Consider the following 19,360-nt stretch of genomic DNA (forward strand, 5'->3'; position numbering starts at 1 on the left):
TTTGCGTTGGTCCACCTTCGATGATGCCCGCCTCGCTTAATCGATGGTGGCCACAACCGGTGCATGGTCGGACGGCTGTTCCCACTTGCGGGGCACGCGGTCGATCACGCAGGCGGTACAGCGGCCCGCCAGGGCTGGCGAGAGCAGGATATGGTCGATGCGCAAGCCCTTGTTCAGGCGAAAACCCAGTTGGCGGTAATCCCACCAGCTGAACGTTTTTTCCGCCTGCTCGAACAGGCGGAAGGCGTCCGTCAGGCCGATGTCGAACAGGCGCTGCAGGGCGGCGCGTTCCTTGTCCGAGACCAGCACCTGGCCGGCCCAGGCGACGGGGTCGTGCACGTCGCGGTCATCGGGTGCGATATTGTAGTCGCCCACGACGGCCAGCTGCGGGTGCTGCAGCGCTTCTTCGGCCAGCCAGTCGTGCAGGGCGGACAGCCAGCCCAGCTTGTACTCGTATTTGTCCGAATCGACGCTCTGGCCGTTCGGCACATAGGCGCAGACGACGCGCACGCCACCGATAGTCGCGGCCAGGATGCGCTGCTGCGCATCTTCATAGAGGGGATTGTTCTTCACCACGTCGGTGATAGGCAACTTCGACAGGATGGCCACGCCGTTGTAGGTTTTCTGGCCGCTGAAGACCACCTGGTAACCGGCCGCCTCGATCTCGGCGACGGGGAACTTGTCATCCGTGAGCTTGGTCTCTTGCAAGCAGAGTATGTCGACCGGGTTGTCTGTCAGCCACTGCAGCACTTGCGGCAGGCGCACTTTGAGCGAGTTGACGTTCCAGGTGGCAATTTTCATTATTTGATTTACAGTCATGTTTTATGCGGGTTTCAAGGCTTCGTATCTTGTGGAAAACGATCTAGCTACAATTCTAGCTACAAATCGTTGATGAGCCACTTTGGGGTGCTTCTTGCCGCATCATACACGGCCTTTATTCGCCCGGCTTTCTTCCCCTCATGGCCAAAGCCAGGCTTTCCGACGTGATTCGGCTGGCGCCGATGCTGATCTTGACCAGGACCAGCTGGCCGCGCGACACCATGCGGTACAGTGTGGCGCGGGATACCTCCAGGCGCTCCATGGCGCTGCTGATTTTGTACAGGCGTTGTTCGACAGGTTGTGGCGTAGTGTTCATGATGCGTTCTCCATTTGCAGGGTCTTAATAAGGTCGAGCTGGCGCGGGTCACTGCGGTCAAGCACGTAGATGTAGGTCATGCCGCCTGGCGAACGGTCTTCGCAGTTCGGCTGGTCGTTGGCCACTGCCAGCGCCGTTGCGCTCGAGCACACGCCCACGGAGCGCTCGAACAGGCAGCCTTCGCAGCTTGGCGCATGCGCTTCCTTCGCTTTGAAGCGCACAGTTGACGGGTTGAGCGGTTCGCCCCGGTCGCCGCACCAGTGGTCGTTGGTGATGCGCTTCGTCATGATGCAGATCCTTTTTCAAGCATATACACGGTGTTGAAGCCGAGATAATTGGCTTTGCCTGGATGATCAGAGCCGCAATAAATGTTTTTCGCATTAATCTTGCCTCGCCGGCTGAGTTGACCGAGAACATGGCCAAAGCAAAAGCTGATCTGGTATTTTTCAGTTATTTTTCTGCAGTCACTGAAGCGCAGCCATTCATTCGGGCGGTCTTCGAAGGCCGCCATTACGGCGGCCTCGACCACACTGGAAAATGCCGCCTCCCAGCGCACGATGCGACCATCGCGGCGCTCTACCTCAAATAGCGCAAGCTGGGTCATATGGCCGCCGTGATATTGCGGCGCACGCACTCGGCGGCATATTCAAGCCACGTCTCGACCACTGCCCCGCCACGCTTCACGATGGCGCCGTTCTTGTCGACCTTTGGGCCGCGCACCATGACTACCGCCTCCCGAACTTCGCCGGGACTGATCGCCAGCCAGTCAGCGCAAAACTGTGGCGTGTCCAGCTCAGGGCTTACCTTCACGCGGCGGGTAGCATCCTTAAACATTTTTTCCGCCAGGGCGTCCCGCTTGCCCCCCATTCTGCAGGCGAGTAATTGCGGCGGTTCGCGCCTTCACCTTCGCCAAACGGCTGCTTCTTCGATGCCGCTGCTTTACAGACGCCGCGGCTGATTCCATATACACAAAATGCTCCCATGTTATCTCCCGGGTGATGTTGTAGATTTGCGCTCACAGACTATGCAGCGGCCGTATTGGCGCAGCTGGCGCGCGGTGCTGGCCTTGCCGCAGGCGCAGCGCTTGCGGATCAACGAATACACTGGTCCCTTGTTGTTTGCCTGGTGCTGGCGTTCGACGCGGGCGAGGTCGTACATCATGCGACCCTCGCAATCTCGCGCTCGTGCGCGAAGTTGGCGAGGATCAGCGCCTTGGCCATAGGCGGGCAGACTGAATTTCCGCACATGCGCACCTGGGCGCTCTTCGTCAGTTTCAGGCCCTGCGCCGGGTCGTCACCGATGATGTAGTCGTCGGGGAAGCCCTGGGCACGGAACAGTTCACGCGGTTGCAGCATGCGCAGTCCGATATCCACGATCTGGTAGTCCTGGCCGTGGATCGTCACCAGGCCGAAGCGGTCCCGGCTCGTGACGGTGGCCAGCGGCCCGTCGATCTCCGGCGCCTGGTCGGTACCGTAATAACTCAGCAGGAACGCACGCACCTCGGCATGGTGCTGGCCGCCGGCGCTGACCGTGCCCAGCGGCTCGTCGGTACCGGCCGCCGTGCTTGTTCCGCGCAGCTTGACCAGGTTGCTGGTGACGATGCCCAGCGCATGCGGCGCGCCGGCGGGCTTTTCCTTCGGCCCGGCGGTGATCGTCGGCAGCGGCTCCGTCATCGCGCTGCCGGTGGCGCCGGTGCGGAACTTCGTGATGTGCGCCGACACCATGCTGAAATGGCCGCCCTTGACCTGGGCGCAGATGGTGCGCAACGGCTCGTCGGCAGGCATCACGCGCTGATTGCTCGCGTTGGCATGCTCGGTCAAGAAGGCCGTCACCAGGCTGTGGTGGTCGCATGCGGTGACTGTGCCGATAGGATCGGTCAAGTCGGAGCCGACGACGCCCGTGTAATGCTTGGCCAGGAATGCCGTGGCCACCGCTTGATTGCCCGCGGCGGTGATAGTCGGCACCGGCATGTTGGCGCCTGCGCCAGGGTGGCCGGTAGTGTTGGTCATGACGAATGGCGCAAGCTCAGCCTCGACCAGCGCATGCTTCGCGGCCGCGCCCACCACCGTGCCCAGTGGCTTCTCGATGTCCAGCGCGCGCGGCGCCTGGCCCTCGCGCTCCCCGTAGCCCACCTGCACCAGAGTGGCCACGCCCAGCGCCTTCTCACCGCGGTGCGCGCCAGTGATGGTGCGAAACGGCTCGCCGATGGATTCGGTGCGGTCGCCGCCCTGGTGAGTGACCGGGACGATAGTGGGTGCGCAGAAATAGCTGTCGTTGCGCGCCAGGAGCGTGCCGAACGGGCGCGCAGTCGGGCGCGGCTCGCCGGCACGGGCCGGTCCGCCGGCGCCGACGATGAACGGATCGGCCGCGTTGACCACGTAGCGCATGATGCCCTTGGCGATGCGGCGCAGCGTGGCAGGTGCCAGCGGCTTGTCGCGCTCGAAGATCGATGGGCACGGCAGGCTGAAGTCGATACACTCGGCTGCCGTGCGGTACGGCAGCAGCTTGCCCGCGCGCACGCCGATGCTGTCGGGCGCGCCATGCGTCGGCTCTGGCCACTTGATGGCGATGGCGTCGCGGCGCGCCACCAGGAAGAAGCGCTTGCGGATCGTAGGCGTATCGTGGTCGCAGCCGCGCATTTCGCGATAGTCGACGGTGTAGCCGTGCGCGCGCAGCTGGCGGATGAACGAATCGAAGGTCTTGCCCTTCTTCGCCGGGTCCGGTTTGGCGCTGCCGTCGGCCTCGACCAGCAGCGGACCCCACGTTTTGAACTCCTCGACGTTTTCCAGCATGATCACGCGCGGCTTGCACTTGGCCGCCCAACGCAGTGTTACCCAGGCCAGGCCACGGATGCGCTTCTCGACAGGCTTGCCGCCCTTGGCCTTGCTGAAATGCTTGCAGTCCGGAGACAGCCAGACAAGGCCGACGGGGCGATTGTTCGTGACCTTGATCGGGTCGACGTCCCATACGCTCTCGCACAGGTGCGTGGTGTGCGGGTGGTTCGCCGCGTGCATGGCCAGCGCTTCCGGGTCGTGATTGATGGCGATATCGACCGGGCGACCGAATGCCTGCTCCAGGCCGGTGCTGGTCCCGCCGCCGCCGGCGAAGTTGTCGATGATCAGTTCGTTGCCCAAGTCGAGGCTCATTGAGAAGAGATCGCGTTTCATGCGCGCACCTCACCCGAGAGCCTGGCGCGCGCTTGGTTCAACGCTTGCTTGTAGCTGGCCTTTGCCGCTTTTTTCGTTGGCGCCCAGTCGCCGTAGACCGTGGGACGCCAGTCGCGAAAGATGCGGTAGTAGCGCATCTGTGTTTTTTCATTGCCGAGGCCATAGCGGTATTGCACGCACGGAACCTCGATTCCAAGCCACTCGGCAAAGGATTCGCATACTTCGGAATCTAGGTACTCCTGGTAGCGGGTGCGCTTTGGCGGCAGCGGCAGTAGATCGAGCGCCGCCTCGCGCCCGGTGTCGGTCACGAAATACACTTGGTCGGCCGGATGCAGAAAGGCAGGGCGGCGGCCCTCGGCCATCATGCCGGCGCCCACCAGCGTTTCGATGTCTTGCTGAGCATAGTGGCCAGCGCCTGCCACGTAATGGTTGCGAAATGGTTCGCGCCGGTGCACGTCCACGCCCAGCGTGTGGTGCAGGATATCGAGTTGGCTGCTGGTGATCATGCCGCACCGCCTTTCGCGCCTTGCATCTGCTCAAGGTCAGCTTCCAGACGGTTGCGTGTGATGACATGGCAGTTCGCCTGTATGCGGCGACCGGTTTCGATAGAGGTGAGGCGGTCGATCTCGGCGCGCCCGGACATGCGGCCAGCACCCCATCCCAGGACCAGCACCGAGAACAGCACGATGGCGGCGCTCAGCGCAGGCTCGATATCGCCCAGGCTCATGGCCAGACTGGTGGTGATGCCGCTGATGATGGCTACGGCAATGATGATGTAGGAGTTGAATTTCATGCTGCACCGCCTTCCAATGCGGTGAGGGCGGCCTTGAAGTTGAAGCGAGACATGCGCGCGTCGGCTTGGGCCTGATCCATGCCCCAGTTGTGCATGAACATGGCGCGGATCTCGGCGACGAGCTCGCTGTCTTCGGGCCACAGTTCGGCGTCGAGCAGGTTGTCAGCGATCAGGTCGATTTCCAAAGCTGGCGCGGCGCCGGGCCGATCGCTGGCATTGGCCTGGATAATTGCGTTGCATTCAGCGCAGGTGAGGAAGGGGATTTTGACGGTGGCGCTATGGGAGGACGTTGTTGGTGCTGCGTGCGTGCTGGCGAGGGACTTTTGAAGTTTTACTGGGGACATTTTGTACTCCTGTATTTGCTTTTGATGATCATATTAAACCACGGGTTGAATTTACTAGTCAACCTAAAGTTGAATTGTTGTCAGATCATTCTCCGGTCGCATCAAAAGCGCCCGGACGCTCGGACAAAATCACGCCGGGCAGCGCGAGTCCACATAGTCGGAGCTGGCAAACGCTACGTAGTATCTAAGGGGAAACCAACGAAGAGTAAGGTGAGCAGGGAGGTAAGAAGGCGTTGAGTGGCCCAGGTATGCGTGGTCGATGTGACGACTGCGGCGCTATGCGTCAGGTCATAACCGACGCCGCGTAGAGCGCGTCAGTTACTTGGATTCATGCTGCGAGATAGGCGCGCTGGCGCGGTTCTTGGGGCTGCTAACCGGCTGCCGTGAGAGTGGGTATGGGGCGGATTAAGGTGGCGGTCGATCTGGCTCGAATCGCCCGCAGGATCGCATAAATGCTGAGCATTGGCCTGTGGTGGAGGCGGGTCTAGAGGGTGTAAAAAAAGCCCGCGCGCGGCGGGCTGGCGGGGGCATGGGTGGATTTGTCGCTGGGCGGTCTCTTGGCTGGCGTGAGTGGCTTCATTTCTAGTAACGACTTCACGGGGCTACGTGATATTTCGTTTTAAAATCTTCTTCCATCGTTTCGCAAGCGCGCGCTACGAATTGGGCGGTCGACGGATCGAAAGATTTGGTTTTTTGCTTGCTCCAGCACAAATCAATAGCATCGCGAGCGCGAATCTTCTCGTCTTCGTCCGGGGCGCGTGTGCGGAGAACGGCGAATAATATAAAAGCAATAGGAATGGAAAGCGGAATCCATATCCAAAGCCTTCGTTTTTTAACCCTTGCGCCGCATTGTGGGCAGGCGCTGGCAGAGTCACTATATTGTTTTGAGCATTCCCGGCAGGCAATCAAGGCCATGATTTCCAATCATATTAGGCAAAAATGCGTGCCATTTCGCAGCACGAGTGTATTTCAAGTTAATAACAGGTAAACTCGCCAACTATCACTACCGCTTTCGAGCCTTCTGTCGATATTCGGCCATCACACCAATGATGGCAAGAGGGGTTTCATCGCTGCGCACAATGGGATAATTTTCATTTAACGGAACAAGTTCAAAGATATCATTGCCAGCAGCATCCGTCCCACGCTGGCGGTATTTTTTAAACGTAGCTTCTTGCTTGCCATTTTTTGCGGCTACGTATTCCCCTGGCCTTGGCGTCCATTCTGGCTCGATGATAACAATATCGCCAGGCTCAAATTTTGGCAGCATTGAGTCGCCCTCAATCTCAAGACCAAAGGCCCACTGAGAATAGGTGTCATCAACATAGATCGTCGCATAGCCAGCTCCGGCAGCGTAGGGCATTGTAATCTCCCTCATGGCCCCGGCTTGGATAGCTGAAATCACAGGGATCGCGCGAGTACCAAGCGGGGCGGGCTTGACGTTCTGGTCGAATTCATTTTCATTTTCCAGGAGTGAGCGCGGTTGCCCCTCAGCGCTTCTCGTCGGAATTAAGTCCTCACCCTCGCCAAGAAGTAGATCATCAACACTGCAAGACAAGGCCTGTGCGACCAGCACTGCATTTTCGCGCGAAATTTTTCCCGTCTTGATCCATTTCGAGACCGCGTTATGGGAAACGTCGGCCCGCTCGGCAAGCCACCCTTGCGTTTTTCTCAGCGCGGAGAGCCTTGATTTTATTGTTTGTCCTAATGCATTCATTTTTCAATCATCGGTTGAATATGGTTGAAAATCAACCAACCTAGGGTTGAAATAAATTTCAACCTGTGGTTTAATTGTGCATGGATGCTAAAAAACCCACCCCAATTGAGCGCGCAGTGCAGATAGCTGGCGGCGCAATCCCTTTAGCTGACGCCTGTGGTGTTAGCTTTCAGGCTGTATACAAGTGGATTAAGAGGGGCCACCCCCCTACAGAGCGATGCGCAAGCGTTGAAGCTGCCGTTGGTGGCGCCGTTACGCGCTTTGAGTTGCTGCCGCCGACATTTGGGGAGCAAAAGCGCCGTCAAGCAAGTCGCGCTACCGATCCGATACCACCGCTAGGCCGCTCCGGCCGCCAACCCCCATCCACCAACAACATCTTTGACTCGGTACCGGATCACTCCGTCGTGCTGCCGACCAGTTACCAGCCGCCCGATTCAAAGCCGTAACACGACCATTTTTACCCCGTAAGTCCGATTCACTTTTTAAAGGAAACCCCCATGAGCATCACTCGCACGAAGCTGTTGAAGACCTACCTTGACCCAGAGGAAGAGAAAACGATCTTGCAGGCATGCGCCGCAGCTGGAGTCACGCGCAGCGACCAGGCCCGCAAGAGCTTGTTGCATTGGGCGCGACAGCAACCTCATGGTAGCCGTCCTGCTGGTCACCGCGAAGGGCCCAGTGACGGGCGGCGCAGGACCCAGTTGCTGCCATGCCGTCCGAACTACGGCGTTGTCCCCAAGATGCACATGCGGGTTTAACGGAATAGAGGCAAGACCAATGTACGAAATCAGACCAAGAAGCCGGCCCGTGCCGGTACCGAATGAGGAGGCAGCACGTGAGCGAAGTGAAGAAGCTGACGCCGGAAGAGCACATGATCCAGGCGGCCTGCGTGTGGCGCCAGAGCGACCGCGCGCTGATGGCGCAGCGGGGTCCGCCGGGCGATCCGGCCAGGCGGGGAGCCGGTAAGCGCAACCACCAGAACCTGGTGAGCCTACGCTTCGCTGTCGATGTAGTGATGGCGAAGTCGGACAAACCACCATAGGACCATAAATGCCAGCTTTGGCTGGCACAAGTTTCATCCTGAGCAGTTCTTTTTGTGTGCGGTTTGAAAATCAACTGCTGAAATTTTTTTTAAAGGGTGTGTCATGGCAATTACTACTCCGTTGATGGATGAAATTTTGCAGCATTTCGCCAGGGTCTTTCCAATGCCTGGCCGTATTGATGGCCGCGAGGATTACCTGGCGCTGGTAAAGACCTGGTCTGACCAGCTCGACCCATACACCGACGAGCAGGTGAAAGAAGCATGCCGCCGGCTAATGGGCAAGCTGAAGCGCTTTCCCTATCCGGCCGATTTATGTGAAGAGCTGGCCATATCGACGCCAGCGCCTGTCGTCGACAGCACATCGGATGTGGTCGCGATCTTGGCGCTGATGCGGACGGAGTTGCAGGAGCAAACCCAATTGCTTGCTACTTCTGCTTTTTTATCTACTTCGCGATGCGATCAATGACTGCTGCTACGCCCTGAACTTCTTTCAATGCCATTTCGATAAATTCATCACCAGGCGTTTCATTTTGCCATTTGATCATTTCTTCCTCGACGGTCAAAGCATTTAACCCCGAGGTCTCCAATTCGTGGCGCCTACGTTTCGAGGCTTGGTTGCGAAATTGAGTTGCACGTTCACGCATCACGTTTGCAAATAAGAGTTTGTTGTAGTCCATGGGTAGTTCCTTACGTAAATTGTTGAGTGGAATTGGCAATTTAACACGCGGCAGGAATTGCCCACCCATTTCCCGGACTTCGTGCCGGAGCAAGTTTCAAACGGGGCAGCGGCTGCGCAGCTGCGACCTGGCGAATCCAGCCCGCCGGTCACGCCCCGTCCCCATTCATGGCTGGATGGAAGGTTGGAGATCACATGCTGAAACATGGCACATCAATGGAGGCGCCAGTTACACCTGGCCGCAAAGCCGATGCGTGACTACGGAAAGGTCGGCCCCAAGTTCTGGATCGGTGCCACCGGCAAAAAGCTGCGCGCGGCGGGTCCAGAAGCGCAGATTGTCGCCCTGTACCTGATGACGTCGCCGCACGCCAACATGTTGGGGCTGTACTACGCTCCTCAAATGTTCATCGCGCATGAAACGGGATTGGGCTTGGAAGGGGCTGCGAAGGGGCTTGCAAGAGCCGTCGAAGCCGGGTTTTGTGAATATGACGAGGCGTCGGAGATGGTATGGGTCATCGAAATGGCAAAGTACCAGATCGCTGATGCGCTGAGCGGTAAGGATTTGCGCATCAAGGGCGTGCAGAACGAGTACGACGCATTGCCCGCAAACCCATTCCTGGCGCGGTTCTTCGGCCATTACGCCCTGGCTTTTTGCATGACGAAACAGCGGGGCGCGGACGACAGTTTATCGCCTGCCTTGCAAGCCCCTTTAAAGCCCCTTGCAAGCCAAGAGCAGGAACAAGAGCAGGAACAGGAACAAGAGAAGGAGCAGGAGAAAGAGCACGCGACCGTGCCGGCCGCCGCCGCTACCGCGCCGAAAAACGCCCGCAAGCCAACCAAGACGCCGCTGCCATCCGACTTCACGATCTCCGCTGCAGTCAGGGCCTGGGCCGAGGCCAAGGGCCATGCGAACCTGCAGGCGCACTTCGATTCGTTCGTCGGCAAGGCGCGTGCCAGTGGCTACACCTACGCAGACTGGGACCAGGCGCTGCAGAACGCGATCCGCGACGATTGGGCCAAGCTGGGTGCGCCGCACGGCGTCGCCAGTGGCCGCCCGGCCAAGTTTGACCCGACCGCATTCGTCAATCGCGGCCGGACAGCTCCCGGGAGTCCAGCATGAGCGCCCTTGCAACTGCCGGCAGCCAAAGCTGCTTTCTGGGCCAGTCAAGCACGGCGCCGGACTCGCGCTGGTTCGAGGTGCATCCGACCCTCAAGGTGTCGATGATCGAACACCTGTACAACCGCCTGGACGGTGCGTACCCGCACTGGTGGGCATCCAATTTCGCCAGCGAAGTCGCCCTGCGGAACTGGGCCGAATCATGGGTCGAGGCCTTCGAGGAAGAAGGCATCAGCCCCAAGGACGTCGCTGTCGGCCTGAAAGCGTGTCGTCTGCATCACCAGAAACCACCGTCGTGTGCAGAGTTTATCCAAGCTTGCAAGCCGTCCTCCAACGCGCCACAGGCTTACCACGAGGCTGTGGAGGGTATACAAGCCCGCCGAAAGGGGGAGGTAGGGGTGTGGTCGCACCCAGCAGTTTATTGGGCCGCCACGCTCCTCTCACGCGATTTGATGACGCAGTCGTACGGCCAGGTCAAGGATCGCTGGGCGGCCACGCTGAGCGCGCAGCTGGCGCGCGGCGAATGGGCCGAGATTCCGGCGCCTGCGCCAGCGCTGCCGGCGCCGGGCAAGGGCAGCCTCTCCCGCGAAGATGCGGCCCGCATGCTGGCCGAGCTGGAGGCCAGCGGCGTCACCAAGTCGGCGCGGGCAACGCATTTCGATCACAAAACGTGGGCGCGAAAGATCATGGCGCGCCTGGCGAAAGGCGATAAGTCGCTGCACGCGATGCAGATCACCAACGCCAAGACTGCCCTTGGCATTATTTGAAAGACACGAATGAGTTTTCACCTGTTCCGGGCCGGCAAGGCCAAGAATTACCACTACCGCTTCCAGATTGCTGGCGCGCGCGTGCAGCGCAGCACCCGCGAGAGCAGCAAGACGAAAGCCAACGCGGTGGCGCAGCGCGCGTACGACGAGGCGCTGATCCTGACCAATGGCGGCAAAGTAGTGCCCACGCTGTCGGCCATGGCGAAGGAGTGGCTGGAGGTGAATGGCCCGATCAGCAGCGCCGCACACCAGCGCAGCGTCGAGACCACCGCCCGGCTGCACTTCTACGACCTGGGCGATCTGCCGCTGAACCAGATCACCACCAGCCACGTCGAGCTGGCGCGCAACCTGCACATGGTCGACCACAGGCCGGCCAGCGCGAACCACTGGCTGCGCGTGCTCAAGCTGATCGCCAACTGGGGAGTGAAGCGCGAAATCATCCGCTCGATCCCATGGCAGGTGCGCATGCTGAAGGTGCAAAAGCGCCCACGCTCGATCCTGCCTATAGCCGCCGTGGCTGAGTGGTTCGCCGCTGTCGATAAAGTGACGCGCGCGGACCCATCGGTGGCCACGGCCATTCGCCTGATGTTCGGCCTGGGCCTGCGCGAGTCCGAGGCGGCCGGCGCGCGCTGGGAATGGCTGGACTGGCAGCGGGCCACCTATACGCCCGGCATCACCAAGGGCCGCGAGGCCGAGCCCGTGCCTGTCCCGGCCTGGCTGGTCGAGCAGCTGGCGCCGCACCGCCAGGTGGAGGGCCTGATCGCCGGCAAGCGCGGCGGCGCCCAGCAGCATCCGCCGGGCTTCGCCCGCAAGGCCATGAAGTCCGCCAACCTGAGCTGCAAGATCAAGGGCATCACCCCGCATAGGCTGCGCGGCACGTTTGCCACGATGTTGTCGGAGCAGGGCGTGCCGATCCAGACCATCCAGGCGGTGATGCGCCACAAGTCGCCGATGACCACCATGGCCTACCTGGAGAAAAACCGGGAGACGGCGGCGCAGGCGCAGAACGAAATCGCCGAGAAAATCGGTTTCGGGCGTGGCGAGAAAGTGGCGAGCGCCAACCCGCAAACCCGCATGAATGCAGACATCCATGATTATCATCAGTCATCAGTTGATGGCAGTTCGGGCGCCGAATCGACGCCAGCAGCACCAACCCCAGGAGAATAAATTGAACCCTCAAGATCGCGTCCTGCGCGAGGTGGCAGCATGAACCCGCGCATCTACAAGAAGCAGGCGAAGCGCGCGGCGCAGCTGCTGCGCAGCCATGGCGACACGCAAAAGGTCTACAAGTCTGACCGCTGGGATCATCCGGCTGGCGGCGCAGACGGGATCGGCATAGATGGCTGCCCGGTGTTCGGAGGCTGGTCGAGCACGCAAGACGGTCGCGAGTGGGATGAGCAGTGCTGCCGCAGCGTGTGGATTGAGACCCACTACTGGTCTGAATGCGTGCCCGAAGGCTATTTCAGCGATGGCATTGATAAGCCATGGCCAAGCCTGACCATCAAACAGCGCCGCGAGCGGTTCAATCGCAACCAGATCGCACCAGGCTGGCGGTGGCGCGGCGGCCGTGCTGTGCGGGTGACGCCTTGAGCGCCCGCAACCCAGTGCCGGCGCCGGAAACGCCGGCCGAGGCGGCCTACAAGCGAGACCGTGCCTTGCTGCGCGCTCTCTATACCTGCCAGCCCGTGCTGGTCGACGGCAAGCAGCACCACCTGCACAGCATGTATCCCCAGGTGCAGGGCGGCGGGATCTCGACAATTATTTACCTGATGGGCGACGCGACACCGCGCCAGCCCGGCGAAATCACTTTTATGGAGCAAGCGCAATGAGCCATCTTTTGGGCGCAAACCCAAGCTTTCTGATTTTGGATGAGTTGACTGACGCTGATCTCGTAGGCGCGTTGCATGCCAACGCGATCGACACCTTCCCCAGCGTGAACGGCTTTCCTGAGTTGCAAGTATCTGCCACCAATGTTCCTGGCATCCGCAGCGTAGTTTCAGCATGCCTCTCCATTATCGCCGAGCGTGCAGGTGCCCAATATCGGGCGGGTGCGGATGCAGCGCATGGCGAGGTGACGAGCGCATCCCAGGGAGTCGGCGATGTGACCAGTGAGGCAAGAGGAAGCGGTGCGCGCTTCAACTACGGCAAGCCGGATTACTCCCTGATCCCACTGGCCACCATGGCCGACGAGGCGCGCGTGTGGGCCTACGGCAAGGAAAAGTACGCGGCCTGGAACTGGGCCAAGGGCATGGCCTGGTCGATCCCGTTTGCCTGCCTGATGCGCCACATGTCGGCATGGCAGGCCGGCGAGGAGTGCGACGCCGAATCGGGCTTGCCTCACCTAGCGCACGCCATGTGCAATCTGCGCATGCTCACGCTCTATGCGACCAACTATCAAGAGGGTGATGATCGCCCGACAAAGGAACTGCAGCCATGAACCAGACCCGGCTCGGTTCGCTGATCGAGGCCATCATCAATGTGGTGATCGGCTTCGCCATCAACTTCACCGCCAACATGCTGATCTTCCCGCTGTTTGGCTTTCACATCACCGCACGCGATAACCTGCTGCTGGGCCTGATCTACACGGTGATCAGCGTGGCGCGGTCGTACTGCATTCGCCGTTGGTTCAATGCAAAGCTGCACATGATGGCGCAAGCGGCTGCCACGGCGATTAAGAGGAATTGACCGAAATCGTTGGCGGGAAAGTGGCGAAGACCACCCCGCAACGCCGCATATTTCCTCATGTTCATGATTATTGTGAATCATCGGTTAGAACACTTCCAGCAACGCCAAACAGGGATTGAAATGCAACGAGAAAAAATTACGCTGGGATGGGCCGGCAAGAGCGCACCAGTGGCCGATATTATATTTGACGACTATGTCGAGCCTGCGGCCGCGCCGCCGCAACCAGCGCCCATAGCGCGCGCGCTGTCGATGCCGCCGGCAATCCACCGCACGGTGCTCGAACAGCATCACGATAACGTGCTGCTGCTGCTCGACAGCTGGGCCGATTGGATGCGAACCAGTGAGCCGCTGGCTGAAGGCGCGCCCCGGCAATGTGTGGGCGCACCCGATGCCCGCATCCACTCCTTCGAAGACATGGAGATCGAGGTGAATAAACGCCTGGTGCGGGAAGTGCAGACGGCGGTATGGGAGTTGTCGGTGATGCAGCGAGAAGCGGTAATGGTCCATTTCGGCCTTAATACCCGCGGCGTCTGGCGCGCCCAGTTCGACACCATCTTCGCCCAAGCGGTCCACAGCTTGTACTTAATCCTCAAGGCGCGTGTCGCATGCTGACTGTTGCGCTCGCCCTTCGGATCATGTAAGATTCGTTCATCGGGGCTTCGTGCGCCTGAAAATATTGAAGCCTGCCACCTTACGGTCGCGGGCTTCTTTGTTTTGAACTCCACTTTCTCCGCCATCCCTGGCTTAGCCGCTGCCCGCATTCCTGCGACAGCGGCCTTTTTATTTGAGGTTGCAAATGCGAGCACTGCACTGGCGTGACGAGATCATTCGCGCCGGCCGGGCGGGTGATATGCGCCGCATCGACCAGCTGGCCGCGCAATTGGAGCAAGCAGAGGAGGCACGCCGGCTGCTGCAGGCGCTGACTCATTGCCCAGCGTGCACCGCCAGCGCCACCGCGTGGATGGTGCCGCCGACGCCACCAATTGAAAGCAACCCATGAACAACCTGATGACAGTCCGGACGCTGGGCCCGCAGCTGATCGCGCTACTCGGTCTGCCGAAGTACTGCGTTTCGTTTGAGCTGCGCTGCGCTGTTGGCGAGATCGTCACAGTGAAGTGCGAGTACCACCCGGAAGACGCTGACGGTGTCGACCTGGTGCTGGCCGAGTATGAGCTGGTGCCGCGCGAGACGCTGTCAGCAGCCGCACCATGCGCTGCGAATGATCTCAGCGTCTCCGCCTGGGCGCGCGATACGGCCCCGCTACTACAGGGCATGCCGTATGACGCATGGGTATGTCACCGCGCCGGCGTTGCGCATGCCGCTGAGGCGATCGGCTTCGATGCCTGGATGCGCGCCCGTATCGACGCTGCGCATCAGGCCATGATGAATCTGGTGCTGCTGGGTGGCATATCCGATCGTGTCTATCCCGACCTGGCGCCAGAGAACACCGCCCGCCCGTACATCACGTACCAGCAGGTAGGGGGCGATGCTGTCAATTTCGTCGAGAGCACCATTCCGGCGAAGAAGAACGCCCGCATGCAGATCAACGTGTGGGCCGATACGCGCACCCGTGCGACTGCCATGGGCGGCGCTGTTGAGGACGCTCTACGCACGCTGATCGCCCTGCAGCCGACCGTCTTGGGGGCCGCTATTGCAACCTACGACGACGAAACGAAGTTGCGCGGCACCATGCAAGATTTTTCCCTCTGGATCTGACGATATGCCTACCCCCCTCGCTGGCAGCACGCTTGCCGTATCGCGGGCGACGCCTACCGACGTGACCGCCGCCGGGTTCGCCGCGCTGAGCTACACGCAGATCAAAGGCGTCAAGGTCGTGGGCGATCTCGGCACGCAGTACGCCACATCCACGCGAAATTACATCGGCCTGATCCGGCCATACCAGGCCATGTCCGGCCTGGCTGAGCTGTCGCTGCAAGTCGAACTAATCCGCATCGCTGACGCTGGGCAGGACGTGCTGCGCGCCGTCATCGGCCTCGATTCGGCATGCAGCTATCGCGTGACGCGGCCCGACGGATCGCTAATTTACTTCACCGCGCAGGTCAACGCCCTGATGAACGGCGGGTTCAGCTCAACATCGATCGCTGAGCAGAAATGCAATATGGCCGTGCTGAGCAAGGTCATCGAGGTCGATTAAGCAAACAGCAGAATTTACAGAGGCCAGCCTAATCCGCTGGCCTTTTTCATTTGAGCCGTCCCAGGAAACTCGGGCGGTTTTTTTACGCCCGTGAGGGTTACTACTCTCGGTCAAGCGACCGGAAAGGCTTTAAATATGTCGATCTCCCTGCCTAATGGCGCAACGCTGAAATTGGCCACCGTCTACGGTCCGGCCATTTCCATCACGGCGGCAAGCAATGCCAGCCCGGCCGTTCTCACCGCAGCCGCCCACGGCCTGGCCAATGGTGACCTGGTCGAGGTTACCTCTGGCTGGTCCCGCATCAACAATCGCATCTACCGCGTCAGCCTGTCGGCGGCCGGTACCTTTGCGCTGGAGGGGCTGGACTCGTCCAACACCACGACCTACACGCCAGGCGGCGGCATCGGCTCGGTGCGCAAGATCAACACGCTGACCCAGATCACGCAGATTCTGGAAACCACCAGCTCGGGCGGTGAAATGGGCTTCACCGAGGTGTCGCTGCTGGAAAACGACTTCTCGACCCAGTTGCCTACCCAGGCAAGCGCGCAGTCGATCGCCATTTCCATCGCCGATGATCCGACGCTGGCCGGCTTCATTGCCGTAAAAGCGGCCGCCGAAACGCGCAGCCCGCGAGCACTGGTCGTCACCCTGCCGAACAACTCGATCATCCTCTACAACGGCATCGTCTCCCTGGACGAAACGCCGTCGCTGACCAAGAACTCGATCATGGCCGTCAAATCGACCTTCAGCCTGCAAGGGCGCCCGGTCCGCTACTGATCCACCGCCGCACCAGCTGTTCTCCCAATGCCGCCCCGAGCAATCGTAGCGGCATTTTTTTACGCCCGATGGGCACCAAGCGAAAGGCTTCAAATGAATGAATTGATTTTCGATGGACACAAGCTCCGCGTCATCGAGCGCAACGGGCAATCGTGGCTCACGGCTGCCGATATTGCCGCCGCGCTCGGCTACAGCCGGAGCGATAAAGTTTCTCGTCTCTATCAACTGCATGACAAAGAGTTCCGGCCATCAATGACCGATCTCATCGTGACCCCCGTTTCGGGGTTCTCGGGGATTACGGCCGAAGCGCGCGTTTTCAGCCTTCGGGGCGCGCACCTGATCGGCATGTTTGCACGGACCAAGAAGGGCGCCGAGTTCCGAACGTGGGTTCTCGACCAGTTGGAGGCGCAAGTCGCGCCGGCTAGGTCGCTGATGTTTGCATGGTTCGAAGCCAAGGCCGCCGTCGACGCACAAGACAAGTTCGCCAGCCTCTGCGGCAAAGGACTGAGCGAGCACAAGCAAAAGAAACATCCGCTGAAGGAAAAGTTGAATCAGATCAGCGGACAGATCCAGCCATCACTTCTCGCCTTAACCGAACCAGCTTAACCGCTGTTTTTTTGCGCATCCTGCGCACCGCCCGCTTGGTCGCACCTTGCGGGTCTTTTTCTTCCCTTGAAAGTACAAAATGGCAACCAAACCTAAATTCAGCCTGACCGCATCCCCAACCTTCAAAGCCAAGGTCATGAGCGGCGCAACTGGCCTTGATTACAACGTTGTGTATCGAAAAATGGATCGCCTCTCGTTGGCGCCCGCTGAATACGACGCATTGGAGCGCGACATCCAGATAATGGAAAGCGCGGCCCTGGCGTGTATGCATCAGAAAACATAACCGTCTTCGGGCGGTTCTTGCATTTGGAACCTTATGACAAATACGATTGGCGGCGCGACCATTGAGTTGGCGGTTGACTCCAGTGGCGTTGAGTCCGGCCTCGACCGCGTGGATGGCGCCGTCAAGCGCACCGGCCGCACGCTCGACAGCCTGCGCACCCAAGGCGGCGGCGCGCTCGACAGCATCGGCAACGGCGGGGCAGCGGCCGCTAATCGTGTTGATGCTGCAACCCGGAATATTGCCGGAGCGGTAGAGCGGGCGAATGCCGCCCTGATCTCCGGCAAAAAGTCGGGTGCTGAATATTTCGAAGAGCTGGGCCGCAGTCGCGGCGCCGACATGATGAAGCTGGCTCCGTTGATTGCACAATTGCGCGAGACGGAGGCCGCCCAACTGCGGGCAAAAGCATCAACCGAGGCCGCCGCAGCAGCCCAGCAGGCAGCAGCGGAAGCGGCGCGCGCGCAAGCGGCGGCCCTGCGGGAAGTTGTGCAGGCCCAGGCTGGCAAGGATTCGTACGTCGCCGGCCTGCGTGAGCAAATCGCGTTATATGGTAAATCGACAGAGGAAGTGTTGCGCTACAGGGCTGCACAAGCGGGCGCCGCTGAGGCGGCCGGTCCGCTGATTCTGCAATTGCAAAACATGCGCGCGGCGCATGAGGCTATTACGGAATCGACACGCCTGGAGGCTCAGGCGCAGCGCCAAGTCGCACAGGCCCAGGCGAATAAGGATGGATTTCTGTCGGCCCTGCGCGAGCAAGTCGCGCTACACGGCAAGTCTGCGGAAGAGGTGTTGCGCTACCGCGCCGCGCTGGCCGGCGCCGCAGCCGACGCGGAGCCGATGATCCAGTCGATTATCCGCATGAAGGCAGCGCAGGAGGCGGCAACCGCAAAGTTACAGAGAATCTCGGCAGTTTGCAAAAGGCGTGGAAACGGGTAAGCGACGGCGCCAAGGAGGCGTGGGATTCCATGCTGAACATCGGCCGCGAGCAAACGCTCGAACAGCAACTTGCCGCCGTCCAAAAGCGTCTGGCCACATCGGCAGGGGCTGCAAGCGGTAAGTTGCCCAATGGCCTGACTGCCGGCGCCGACACGCGCAGCGCTGCCTACGCCGCACGGCTGGCCGAAGACCTTGCGCTTGAAGCGAGCCTGAAAAATCAAATCGCCCTTGAGCAAGCCGGTATCGCGCCCAAAGAAGCCGCTAATAAATTGCGTGAGAGTGGCCGGGCATGGGAACAGGACAGGGAAAAATATCTCACGCGTGTGCAGTTGCGCGAGCAGGAGTTAGAGAAGACTCGCATCCAAGGTGCCGCCTTGGTCGCGGCAGGAAGCATAAAGCAATCCGAATTGGATGGCCGTCTTGGCGCCATCAGAATCAAATACGCCGATACCTACAATATCGCCATCGACACGCAAATCGAGTTGCTGAAACGTCGCGGCGCGGTAGAGGAAGAGGCGGCCAAGCGCTCCATGGCGACGCTGGGCGCAGATCGTGCTGCTGGTCTTGCCACCAGCCTGCTGGCCGAGTTTGCGTATGCGGATGCGGTCGCGAAGCTCGATCAGGATGCACTAGCGCGCAAAAGGGCGATGCTGGTCGCAGAGCTTGCGCTCACGGCCGCCAAGCCTAATAGCAAGAAAGAGCAGGCTGGCCTGAGCGGCGCGATTGCCGAGGTAGATGCGCAAGCGCTGTCCCGTACGCTGCAGCTGAAAGAAGAAATTCGCGTCCTCGACATCAAGGATACCAAGCAGGCTGCGAACAATCTCGCCGACCTGGCTGACAAGCGTGCCACAGACTTGCAAGCGCTCCAAGCTCAACTGCAAGCGCAAAGGGATGCCAATACCCTGATCGGCCTCAGTGCGGTCGAGGCAATCAAGTTCAACCAGGGCCTAGTCGAGGAGGCGGCGGCGCGCAAGGAGGTTGAAGCAGGCATCCTTGACACGATCATCGGTCGCGAATCTGAGGCGGCAGCTCTGCGCGCCAGTGCGACTGCCATGCGTGCGCTGGGAGCTGAGCAGGCGCGGGGCTTGAGTCTGAGTGCCGGCACTGACGTTGCCAAGGCATCGATACCACCTCGCTGTCGATCCTGCAGGCGATAACAGGCCTGG

The 19,360-nt window shown here is 60.4% G+C and carries 31 protein-coding genes; 19 read left to right on the top strand and 12 right to left on the bottom strand.

What is annotated here, in order from left to right; genetic code table 11:
• Positions 1 to 36: 36 nt before the first annotated feature.
• The 11 genes from xth to ACQ4WZ_RS20930 all read right to left on the bottom strand — a co-directional run bounded on the left by xth (position 37) and on the right by ACQ4WZ_RS20930 (position 7,153).
• Entirely contained in the window at positions 37 to 801 is a 765-nt protein-coding gene (gene xth / locus ACQ4WZ_RS20880) for an exodeoxyribonuclease III (RefSeq protein WP_101484382.1), read from the bottom strand.
• A gap of 133 nt (positions 802 to 934) precedes the next feature.
• Positions 935 to 1,135, bottom strand: coding sequence for a MerR family transcriptional regulator (locus ACQ4WZ_RS20885; RefSeq protein ID WP_151093320.1), 201 nt, complete (start codon positions 1,133 to 1,135; stop codon positions 935 to 937).
• Positions 1,132 to 1,422, bottom strand: coding sequence for a hypothetical protein (locus tag ACQ4WZ_RS20890; RefSeq protein WP_436574415.1), 291 nt, complete (start codon positions 1,420 to 1,422; stop codon positions 1,132 to 1,134). The genes ACQ4WZ_RS20885 and ACQ4WZ_RS20890 overlap by 4 nt, the downstream gene beginning before the upstream one ends.
• Positions 1,419 to 1,739 carry a hypothetical protein gene (locus ACQ4WZ_RS20895; RefSeq protein ID WP_436574416.1) on the bottom strand — a complete coding sequence of 107 codons (321 nt, stop codon included), beginning with the start codon at positions 1,737 to 1,739 and terminating at the stop codon, positions 1,419 to 1,421. Before ACQ4WZ_RS20895 ends, ACQ4WZ_RS20890 begins: the two co-directional genes overlap by 4 nt.
• A complete protein-coding gene (locus ACQ4WZ_RS20900; protein WP_436574417.1) occupies positions 1,736 to 1,969 on the bottom strand; it encodes a hypothetical protein in 234 nt (77 codons plus the stop codon). Before ACQ4WZ_RS20900 ends, ACQ4WZ_RS20895 begins: the two co-directional genes overlap by 4 nt.
• A 323-nt stretch (positions 1,970 to 2,292) precedes the next feature.
• A complete protein-coding gene (locus tag ACQ4WZ_RS20905) occupies positions 2,293 to 4,302 on the bottom strand; it encodes a DNA cytosine methyltransferase (RefSeq protein WP_436574418.1) in 2,010 nt (669 codons plus the stop codon).
• Entirely contained in the window at positions 4,299 to 4,808 is a 510-nt protein-coding gene (locus ACQ4WZ_RS20910) for a hypothetical protein (protein ID WP_436574419.1), read from the bottom strand. The genes ACQ4WZ_RS20905 and ACQ4WZ_RS20910 overlap by 4 nt, the downstream gene beginning before the upstream one ends.
• Complete coding sequence (locus ACQ4WZ_RS20915; protein ID WP_436574420.1) at positions 4,805 to 5,095, bottom strand: hypothetical protein; 291 nt, start codon at positions 5,093 to 5,095, stop codon at positions 4,805 to 4,807. The genes ACQ4WZ_RS20910 and ACQ4WZ_RS20915 overlap by 4 nt, the downstream gene beginning before the upstream one ends.
• The gene (locus tag ACQ4WZ_RS20920; protein WP_436574421.1) at positions 5,092 to 5,439 is read right to left on the bottom strand and encodes a hypothetical protein; all 348 of its coding nucleotides are present in this window, start codon (positions 5,437 to 5,439) and stop codon (positions 5,092 to 5,094) included. Before ACQ4WZ_RS20920 ends, ACQ4WZ_RS20915 begins: the two co-directional genes overlap by 4 nt.
• Positions 5,440 to 6,033: 594 nt before the next feature.
• Positions 6,034 to 6,354 (bottom strand): toprim domain-containing protein, encoded by a 321-nt coding sequence (locus ACQ4WZ_RS20925; RefSeq protein WP_436574422.1) that lies wholly within the window; start codon positions 6,352 to 6,354, stop codon positions 6,034 to 6,036.
• 88 nt (positions 6,355 to 6,442) lie between these two features.
• Positions 6,443 to 7,153 carry a LexA family protein gene (locus ACQ4WZ_RS20930; protein WP_436574423.1) on the bottom strand — a complete coding sequence of 237 codons (711 nt, stop codon included), beginning with the start codon at positions 7,151 to 7,153 and terminating at the stop codon, positions 6,443 to 6,445.
• Between the two features lie 80 nt (positions 7,154 to 7,233).
• Between ACQ4WZ_RS20930 and ACQ4WZ_RS20935 the strand changes: the two genes are divergently transcribed.
• The 3 genes from ACQ4WZ_RS20935 to ACQ4WZ_RS20945 all read left to right on the top strand — a co-directional run bounded on the left by ACQ4WZ_RS20935 (position 7,234) and on the right by ACQ4WZ_RS20945 (position 8,661).
• Positions 7,234 to 7,599, top strand: a complete 366-nt coding sequence (locus ACQ4WZ_RS20935) for a YdaS family helix-turn-helix protein (RefSeq protein ID WP_436574424.1) — start codon at positions 7,234 to 7,236, stop codon at positions 7,597 to 7,599.
• Between the two features lie 389 nt (positions 7,600 to 7,988).
• The gene (locus ACQ4WZ_RS20940) at positions 7,989 to 8,195 is read left to right on the top strand and encodes a hypothetical protein (RefSeq protein WP_436574425.1); all 207 of its coding nucleotides are present in this window, start codon (positions 7,989 to 7,991) and stop codon (positions 8,193 to 8,195) included.
• A gap of 103 nt (positions 8,196 to 8,298) precedes the next feature.
• Positions 8,299 to 8,661: a hypothetical protein gene (locus ACQ4WZ_RS20945; RefSeq protein ID WP_436574426.1), complete on the top strand. Its 363-nt coding sequence runs from the start codon at positions 8,299 to 8,301 to the stop codon at positions 8,659 to 8,661.
• Here the strand turns inward: ACQ4WZ_RS20945 and ACQ4WZ_RS20950 are convergent.
• Complete coding sequence (locus ACQ4WZ_RS20950) at positions 8,639 to 8,872, bottom strand: hypothetical protein (RefSeq protein ID WP_436574427.1); 234 nt, start codon at positions 8,870 to 8,872, stop codon at positions 8,639 to 8,641. The genes ACQ4WZ_RS20945 and ACQ4WZ_RS20950 overlap by 23 nt on opposite strands.
• Positions 8,873 to 9,076: 204 nt before the next feature.
• On the opposite strand from ACQ4WZ_RS20950, the gene ACQ4WZ_RS20955 reads away from it, so the two are divergent.
• The 16 genes from ACQ4WZ_RS20955 (at position 9,077) to ACQ4WZ_RS21030 (ending at position 19,351) form a co-directional block, all read left to right on the top strand.
• Positions 9,077 to 9,991 carry a hypothetical protein gene (locus ACQ4WZ_RS20955; protein WP_436574428.1) on the top strand — a complete coding sequence of 305 codons (915 nt, stop codon included), beginning with the start codon at positions 9,077 to 9,079 and terminating at the stop codon, positions 9,989 to 9,991.
• Complete coding sequence (locus ACQ4WZ_RS20960) at positions 9,988 to 10,755, top strand: replication protein P (protein ID WP_436574429.1); 768 nt, start codon at positions 9,988 to 9,990, stop codon at positions 10,753 to 10,755. Before ACQ4WZ_RS20955 ends, ACQ4WZ_RS20960 begins: the two co-directional genes overlap by 4 nt.
• 9 nt (positions 10,756 to 10,764) lie before the next feature.
• Complete coding sequence (locus ACQ4WZ_RS20965) at positions 10,765 to 11,922, top strand: tyrosine-type recombinase/integrase (protein ID WP_436574430.1); 1,158 nt, start codon at positions 10,765 to 10,767, stop codon at positions 11,920 to 11,922.
• Between the two features lie 39 nt (positions 11,923 to 11,961).
• On the top strand, positions 11,962 to 12,345 hold the full coding sequence (locus ACQ4WZ_RS20970) for a hypothetical protein (RefSeq protein ID WP_436574431.1): 384 nt from the start codon (positions 11,962 to 11,964) through the stop codon (positions 12,343 to 12,345).
• Complete coding sequence (locus tag ACQ4WZ_RS20975) at positions 12,342 to 12,584, top strand: hypothetical protein (protein ID WP_436574432.1); 243 nt, start codon at positions 12,342 to 12,344, stop codon at positions 12,582 to 12,584. Before ACQ4WZ_RS20970 ends, ACQ4WZ_RS20975 begins: the two co-directional genes overlap by 4 nt.
• Entirely contained in the window at positions 12,581 to 13,192 is a 612-nt protein-coding gene (locus ACQ4WZ_RS20980; protein ID WP_436574433.1) for a dATP/dGTP diphosphohydrolase domain-containing protein, read from the top strand. Before ACQ4WZ_RS20975 ends, ACQ4WZ_RS20980 begins: the two co-directional genes overlap by 4 nt.
• The gene (locus ACQ4WZ_RS20985) at positions 13,189 to 13,440 is read left to right on the top strand and encodes a DUF7220 family protein (RefSeq protein ID WP_314607347.1); all 252 of its coding nucleotides are present in this window, start codon (positions 13,189 to 13,191) and stop codon (positions 13,438 to 13,440) included. Before ACQ4WZ_RS20980 ends, ACQ4WZ_RS20985 begins: the two co-directional genes overlap by 4 nt.
• Before the next feature lie 57 nt (positions 13,441 to 13,497).
• Entirely contained in the window at positions 13,498 to 14,052 is a 555-nt protein-coding gene (locus ACQ4WZ_RS20990; protein ID WP_436574434.1) for a hypothetical protein, read from the top strand.
• A gap of 184 nt (positions 14,053 to 14,236) precedes the next feature.
• Entirely contained in the window at positions 14,237 to 14,440 is a 204-nt protein-coding gene (locus ACQ4WZ_RS20995; protein WP_436574435.1) for a hypothetical protein, read from the top strand.
• Entirely contained in the window at positions 14,437 to 15,156 is a 720-nt protein-coding gene (locus ACQ4WZ_RS21000) for a DUF3168 domain-containing protein (RefSeq protein WP_436574436.1), read from the top strand. The genes ACQ4WZ_RS20995 and ACQ4WZ_RS21000 overlap by 4 nt, the downstream gene beginning before the upstream one ends.
• A gap of 4 nt (positions 15,157 to 15,160) precedes the next feature.
• Positions 15,161 to 15,595, top strand: a complete 435-nt coding sequence (locus tag ACQ4WZ_RS21005; RefSeq protein WP_436574437.1) for a hypothetical protein — start codon at positions 15,161 to 15,163, stop codon at positions 15,593 to 15,595.
• A gap of 135 nt (positions 15,596 to 15,730) precedes the next feature.
• Positions 15,731 to 16,372 (top strand): phage tail tube protein, encoded by a 642-nt coding sequence (locus ACQ4WZ_RS21010; protein ID WP_436574438.1) that lies wholly within the window; start codon positions 15,731 to 15,733, stop codon positions 16,370 to 16,372.
• 93 nt (positions 16,373 to 16,465) lie between these two features.
• Positions 16,466 to 16,978 carry a BRO family protein gene (locus tag ACQ4WZ_RS21015; RefSeq protein ID WP_436574439.1) on the top strand — a complete coding sequence of 171 codons (513 nt, stop codon included), beginning with the start codon at positions 16,466 to 16,468 and terminating at the stop codon, positions 16,976 to 16,978.
• A 79-nt stretch (positions 16,979 to 17,057) separates the two neighbouring features.
• Positions 17,058 to 17,261 (top strand): DUF1799 domain-containing protein, encoded by a 204-nt coding sequence (locus tag ACQ4WZ_RS21020; RefSeq protein WP_436574440.1) that lies wholly within the window; start codon positions 17,058 to 17,060, stop codon positions 17,259 to 17,261.
• Positions 17,262 to 17,294: 33 nt separating this feature from the next.
• Entirely contained in the window at positions 17,295 to 18,194 is a 900-nt protein-coding gene (locus ACQ4WZ_RS21025; protein ID WP_436574441.1) for a hypothetical protein, read from the top strand.
• Between the two features lie 29 nt (positions 18,195 to 18,223).
• On the top strand, positions 18,224 to 19,351 hold the full coding sequence (locus ACQ4WZ_RS21030) for a hypothetical protein (RefSeq protein WP_436574442.1): 1,128 nt from the start codon (positions 18,224 to 18,226) through the stop codon (positions 19,349 to 19,351).
• Positions 19,352 to 19,360: the final 9 nt, after the last annotated feature.

It is taken from the genome of Janthinobacterium darwini (assembly GCF_051380905.1).
In the GTDB taxonomy this organism is placed as follows: Bacteria; Pseudomonadota; Gammaproteobacteria; order Burkholderiales; family Burkholderiaceae_D; genus Janthinobacterium.

Excerpts from the sequence above, each read along its gene's own strand:
- xth (WP_101484382.1), bottom strand. The coding sequence starts at position 801 with ATGAAAATTGCCACCTGGAACGTCAACTCGCTCAAAGTGCGCCTGCCG.
- ACQ4WZ_RS20885 (WP_151093320.1), bottom strand. The coding sequence starts at position 1,135 with ATGAACACTACGCCACAACCTGTCGAACAACGCCTGTACAAAATCAGC.
- ACQ4WZ_RS20890 (WP_436574415.1), bottom strand. The coding sequence starts at position 1,422 with ATGACGAAGCGCATCACCAACGACCACTGGTGCGGCGACCGGGGCGAA.
- ACQ4WZ_RS20895 (WP_436574416.1), bottom strand. The coding sequence starts at position 1,739 with ATGACCCAGCTTGCGCTATTTGAGGTAGAGCGCCGCGATGGTCGCATC.
- ACQ4WZ_RS20900 (WP_436574417.1), bottom strand. The coding sequence starts at position 1,969 with ATGTTTAAGGATGCTACCCGCCGCGTGAAGGTAAGCCCTGAGCTGGAC.
- ACQ4WZ_RS20905 (WP_436574418.1), bottom strand. The coding sequence starts at position 4,302 with ATGAAACGCGATCTCTTCTCAATGAGCCTCGACTTGGGCAACGAACTG.
- ACQ4WZ_RS20910 (WP_436574419.1), bottom strand. The coding sequence starts at position 4,808 with ATGATCACCAGCAGCCAACTCGATATCCTGCACCACACGCTGGGCGTG.
- ACQ4WZ_RS20915 (WP_436574420.1), bottom strand. The coding sequence starts at position 5,095 with ATGAAATTCAACTCCTACATCATCATTGCCGTAGCCATCATCAGCGGC.
- ACQ4WZ_RS20920 (WP_436574421.1), bottom strand. The coding sequence starts at position 5,439 with ATGTCCCCAGTAAAACTTCAAAAGTCCCTCGCCAGCACGCACGCAGCA.
- ACQ4WZ_RS20925 (WP_436574422.1), bottom strand. The coding sequence starts at position 6,354 with ATGGCCTTGATTGCCTGCCGGGAATGCTCAAAACAATATAGTGACTCT.
- ACQ4WZ_RS20930 (WP_436574423.1), bottom strand. The coding sequence starts at position 7,153 with ATGAATGCATTAGGACAAACAATAAAATCAAGGCTCTCCGCGCTGAGA.
- ACQ4WZ_RS20935 (WP_436574424.1), top strand. The coding sequence starts at position 7,234 with ATGGATGCTAAAAAACCCACCCCAATTGAGCGCGCAGTGCAGATAGCT.
- ACQ4WZ_RS20945 (WP_436574426.1), top strand. The coding sequence starts at position 8,299 with ATGGCAATTACTACTCCGTTGATGGATGAAATTTTGCAGCATTTCGCC.
- ACQ4WZ_RS20950 (WP_436574427.1), bottom strand. The coding sequence starts at position 8,872 with ATGGACTACAACAAACTCTTATTTGCAAACGTGATGCGTGAACGTGCA.
- ACQ4WZ_RS20955 (WP_436574428.1), top strand. The coding sequence starts at position 9,077 with ATGGCACATCAATGGAGGCGCCAGTTACACCTGGCCGCAAAGCCGATG.
- ACQ4WZ_RS20960 (WP_436574429.1), top strand. The coding sequence starts at position 9,988 with ATGAGCGCCCTTGCAACTGCCGGCAGCCAAAGCTGCTTTCTGGGCCAG.
- ACQ4WZ_RS20965 (WP_436574430.1), top strand. The coding sequence starts at position 10,765 with ATGAGTTTTCACCTGTTCCGGGCCGGCAAGGCCAAGAATTACCACTAC.
- ACQ4WZ_RS20970 (WP_436574431.1), top strand. The coding sequence starts at position 11,962 with ATGAACCCGCGCATCTACAAGAAGCAGGCGAAGCGCGCGGCGCAGCTG.
- ACQ4WZ_RS20980 (WP_436574433.1), top strand. The coding sequence starts at position 12,581 with ATGAGCCATCTTTTGGGCGCAAACCCAAGCTTTCTGATTTTGGATGAG.
- ACQ4WZ_RS20985 (WP_314607347.1), top strand. The coding sequence starts at position 13,189 with ATGAACCAGACCCGGCTCGGTTCGCTGATCGAGGCCATCATCAATGTG.
- ACQ4WZ_RS20990 (WP_436574434.1), top strand. The coding sequence starts at position 13,498 with ATGTTCATGATTATTGTGAATCATCGGTTAGAACACTTCCAGCAACGC.
- ACQ4WZ_RS20995 (WP_436574435.1), top strand. The coding sequence starts at position 14,237 with ATGCGAGCACTGCACTGGCGTGACGAGATCATTCGCGCCGGCCGGGCG.
- ACQ4WZ_RS21000 (WP_436574436.1), top strand. The coding sequence starts at position 14,437 with ATGAACAACCTGATGACAGTCCGGACGCTGGGCCCGCAGCTGATCGCG.
- ACQ4WZ_RS21005 (WP_436574437.1), top strand. The coding sequence starts at position 15,161 with ATGCCTACCCCCCTCGCTGGCAGCACGCTTGCCGTATCGCGGGCGACG.
- ACQ4WZ_RS21010 (WP_436574438.1), top strand. The coding sequence starts at position 15,731 with ATGTCGATCTCCCTGCCTAATGGCGCAACGCTGAAATTGGCCACCGTC.
- ACQ4WZ_RS21015 (WP_436574439.1), top strand. The coding sequence starts at position 16,466 with ATGAATGAATTGATTTTCGATGGACACAAGCTCCGCGTCATCGAGCGC.
- ACQ4WZ_RS21020 (WP_436574440.1), top strand. The coding sequence starts at position 17,058 with ATGGCAACCAAACCTAAATTCAGCCTGACCGCATCCCCAACCTTCAAA.
- ACQ4WZ_RS21025 (WP_436574441.1), top strand. The coding sequence starts at position 17,295 with ATGACAAATACGATTGGCGGCGCGACCATTGAGTTGGCGGTTGACTCC.
- ACQ4WZ_RS21030 (WP_436574442.1), top strand. The coding sequence starts at position 18,224 with ATGCTGAACATCGGCCGCGAGCAAACGCTCGAACAGCAACTTGCCGCC.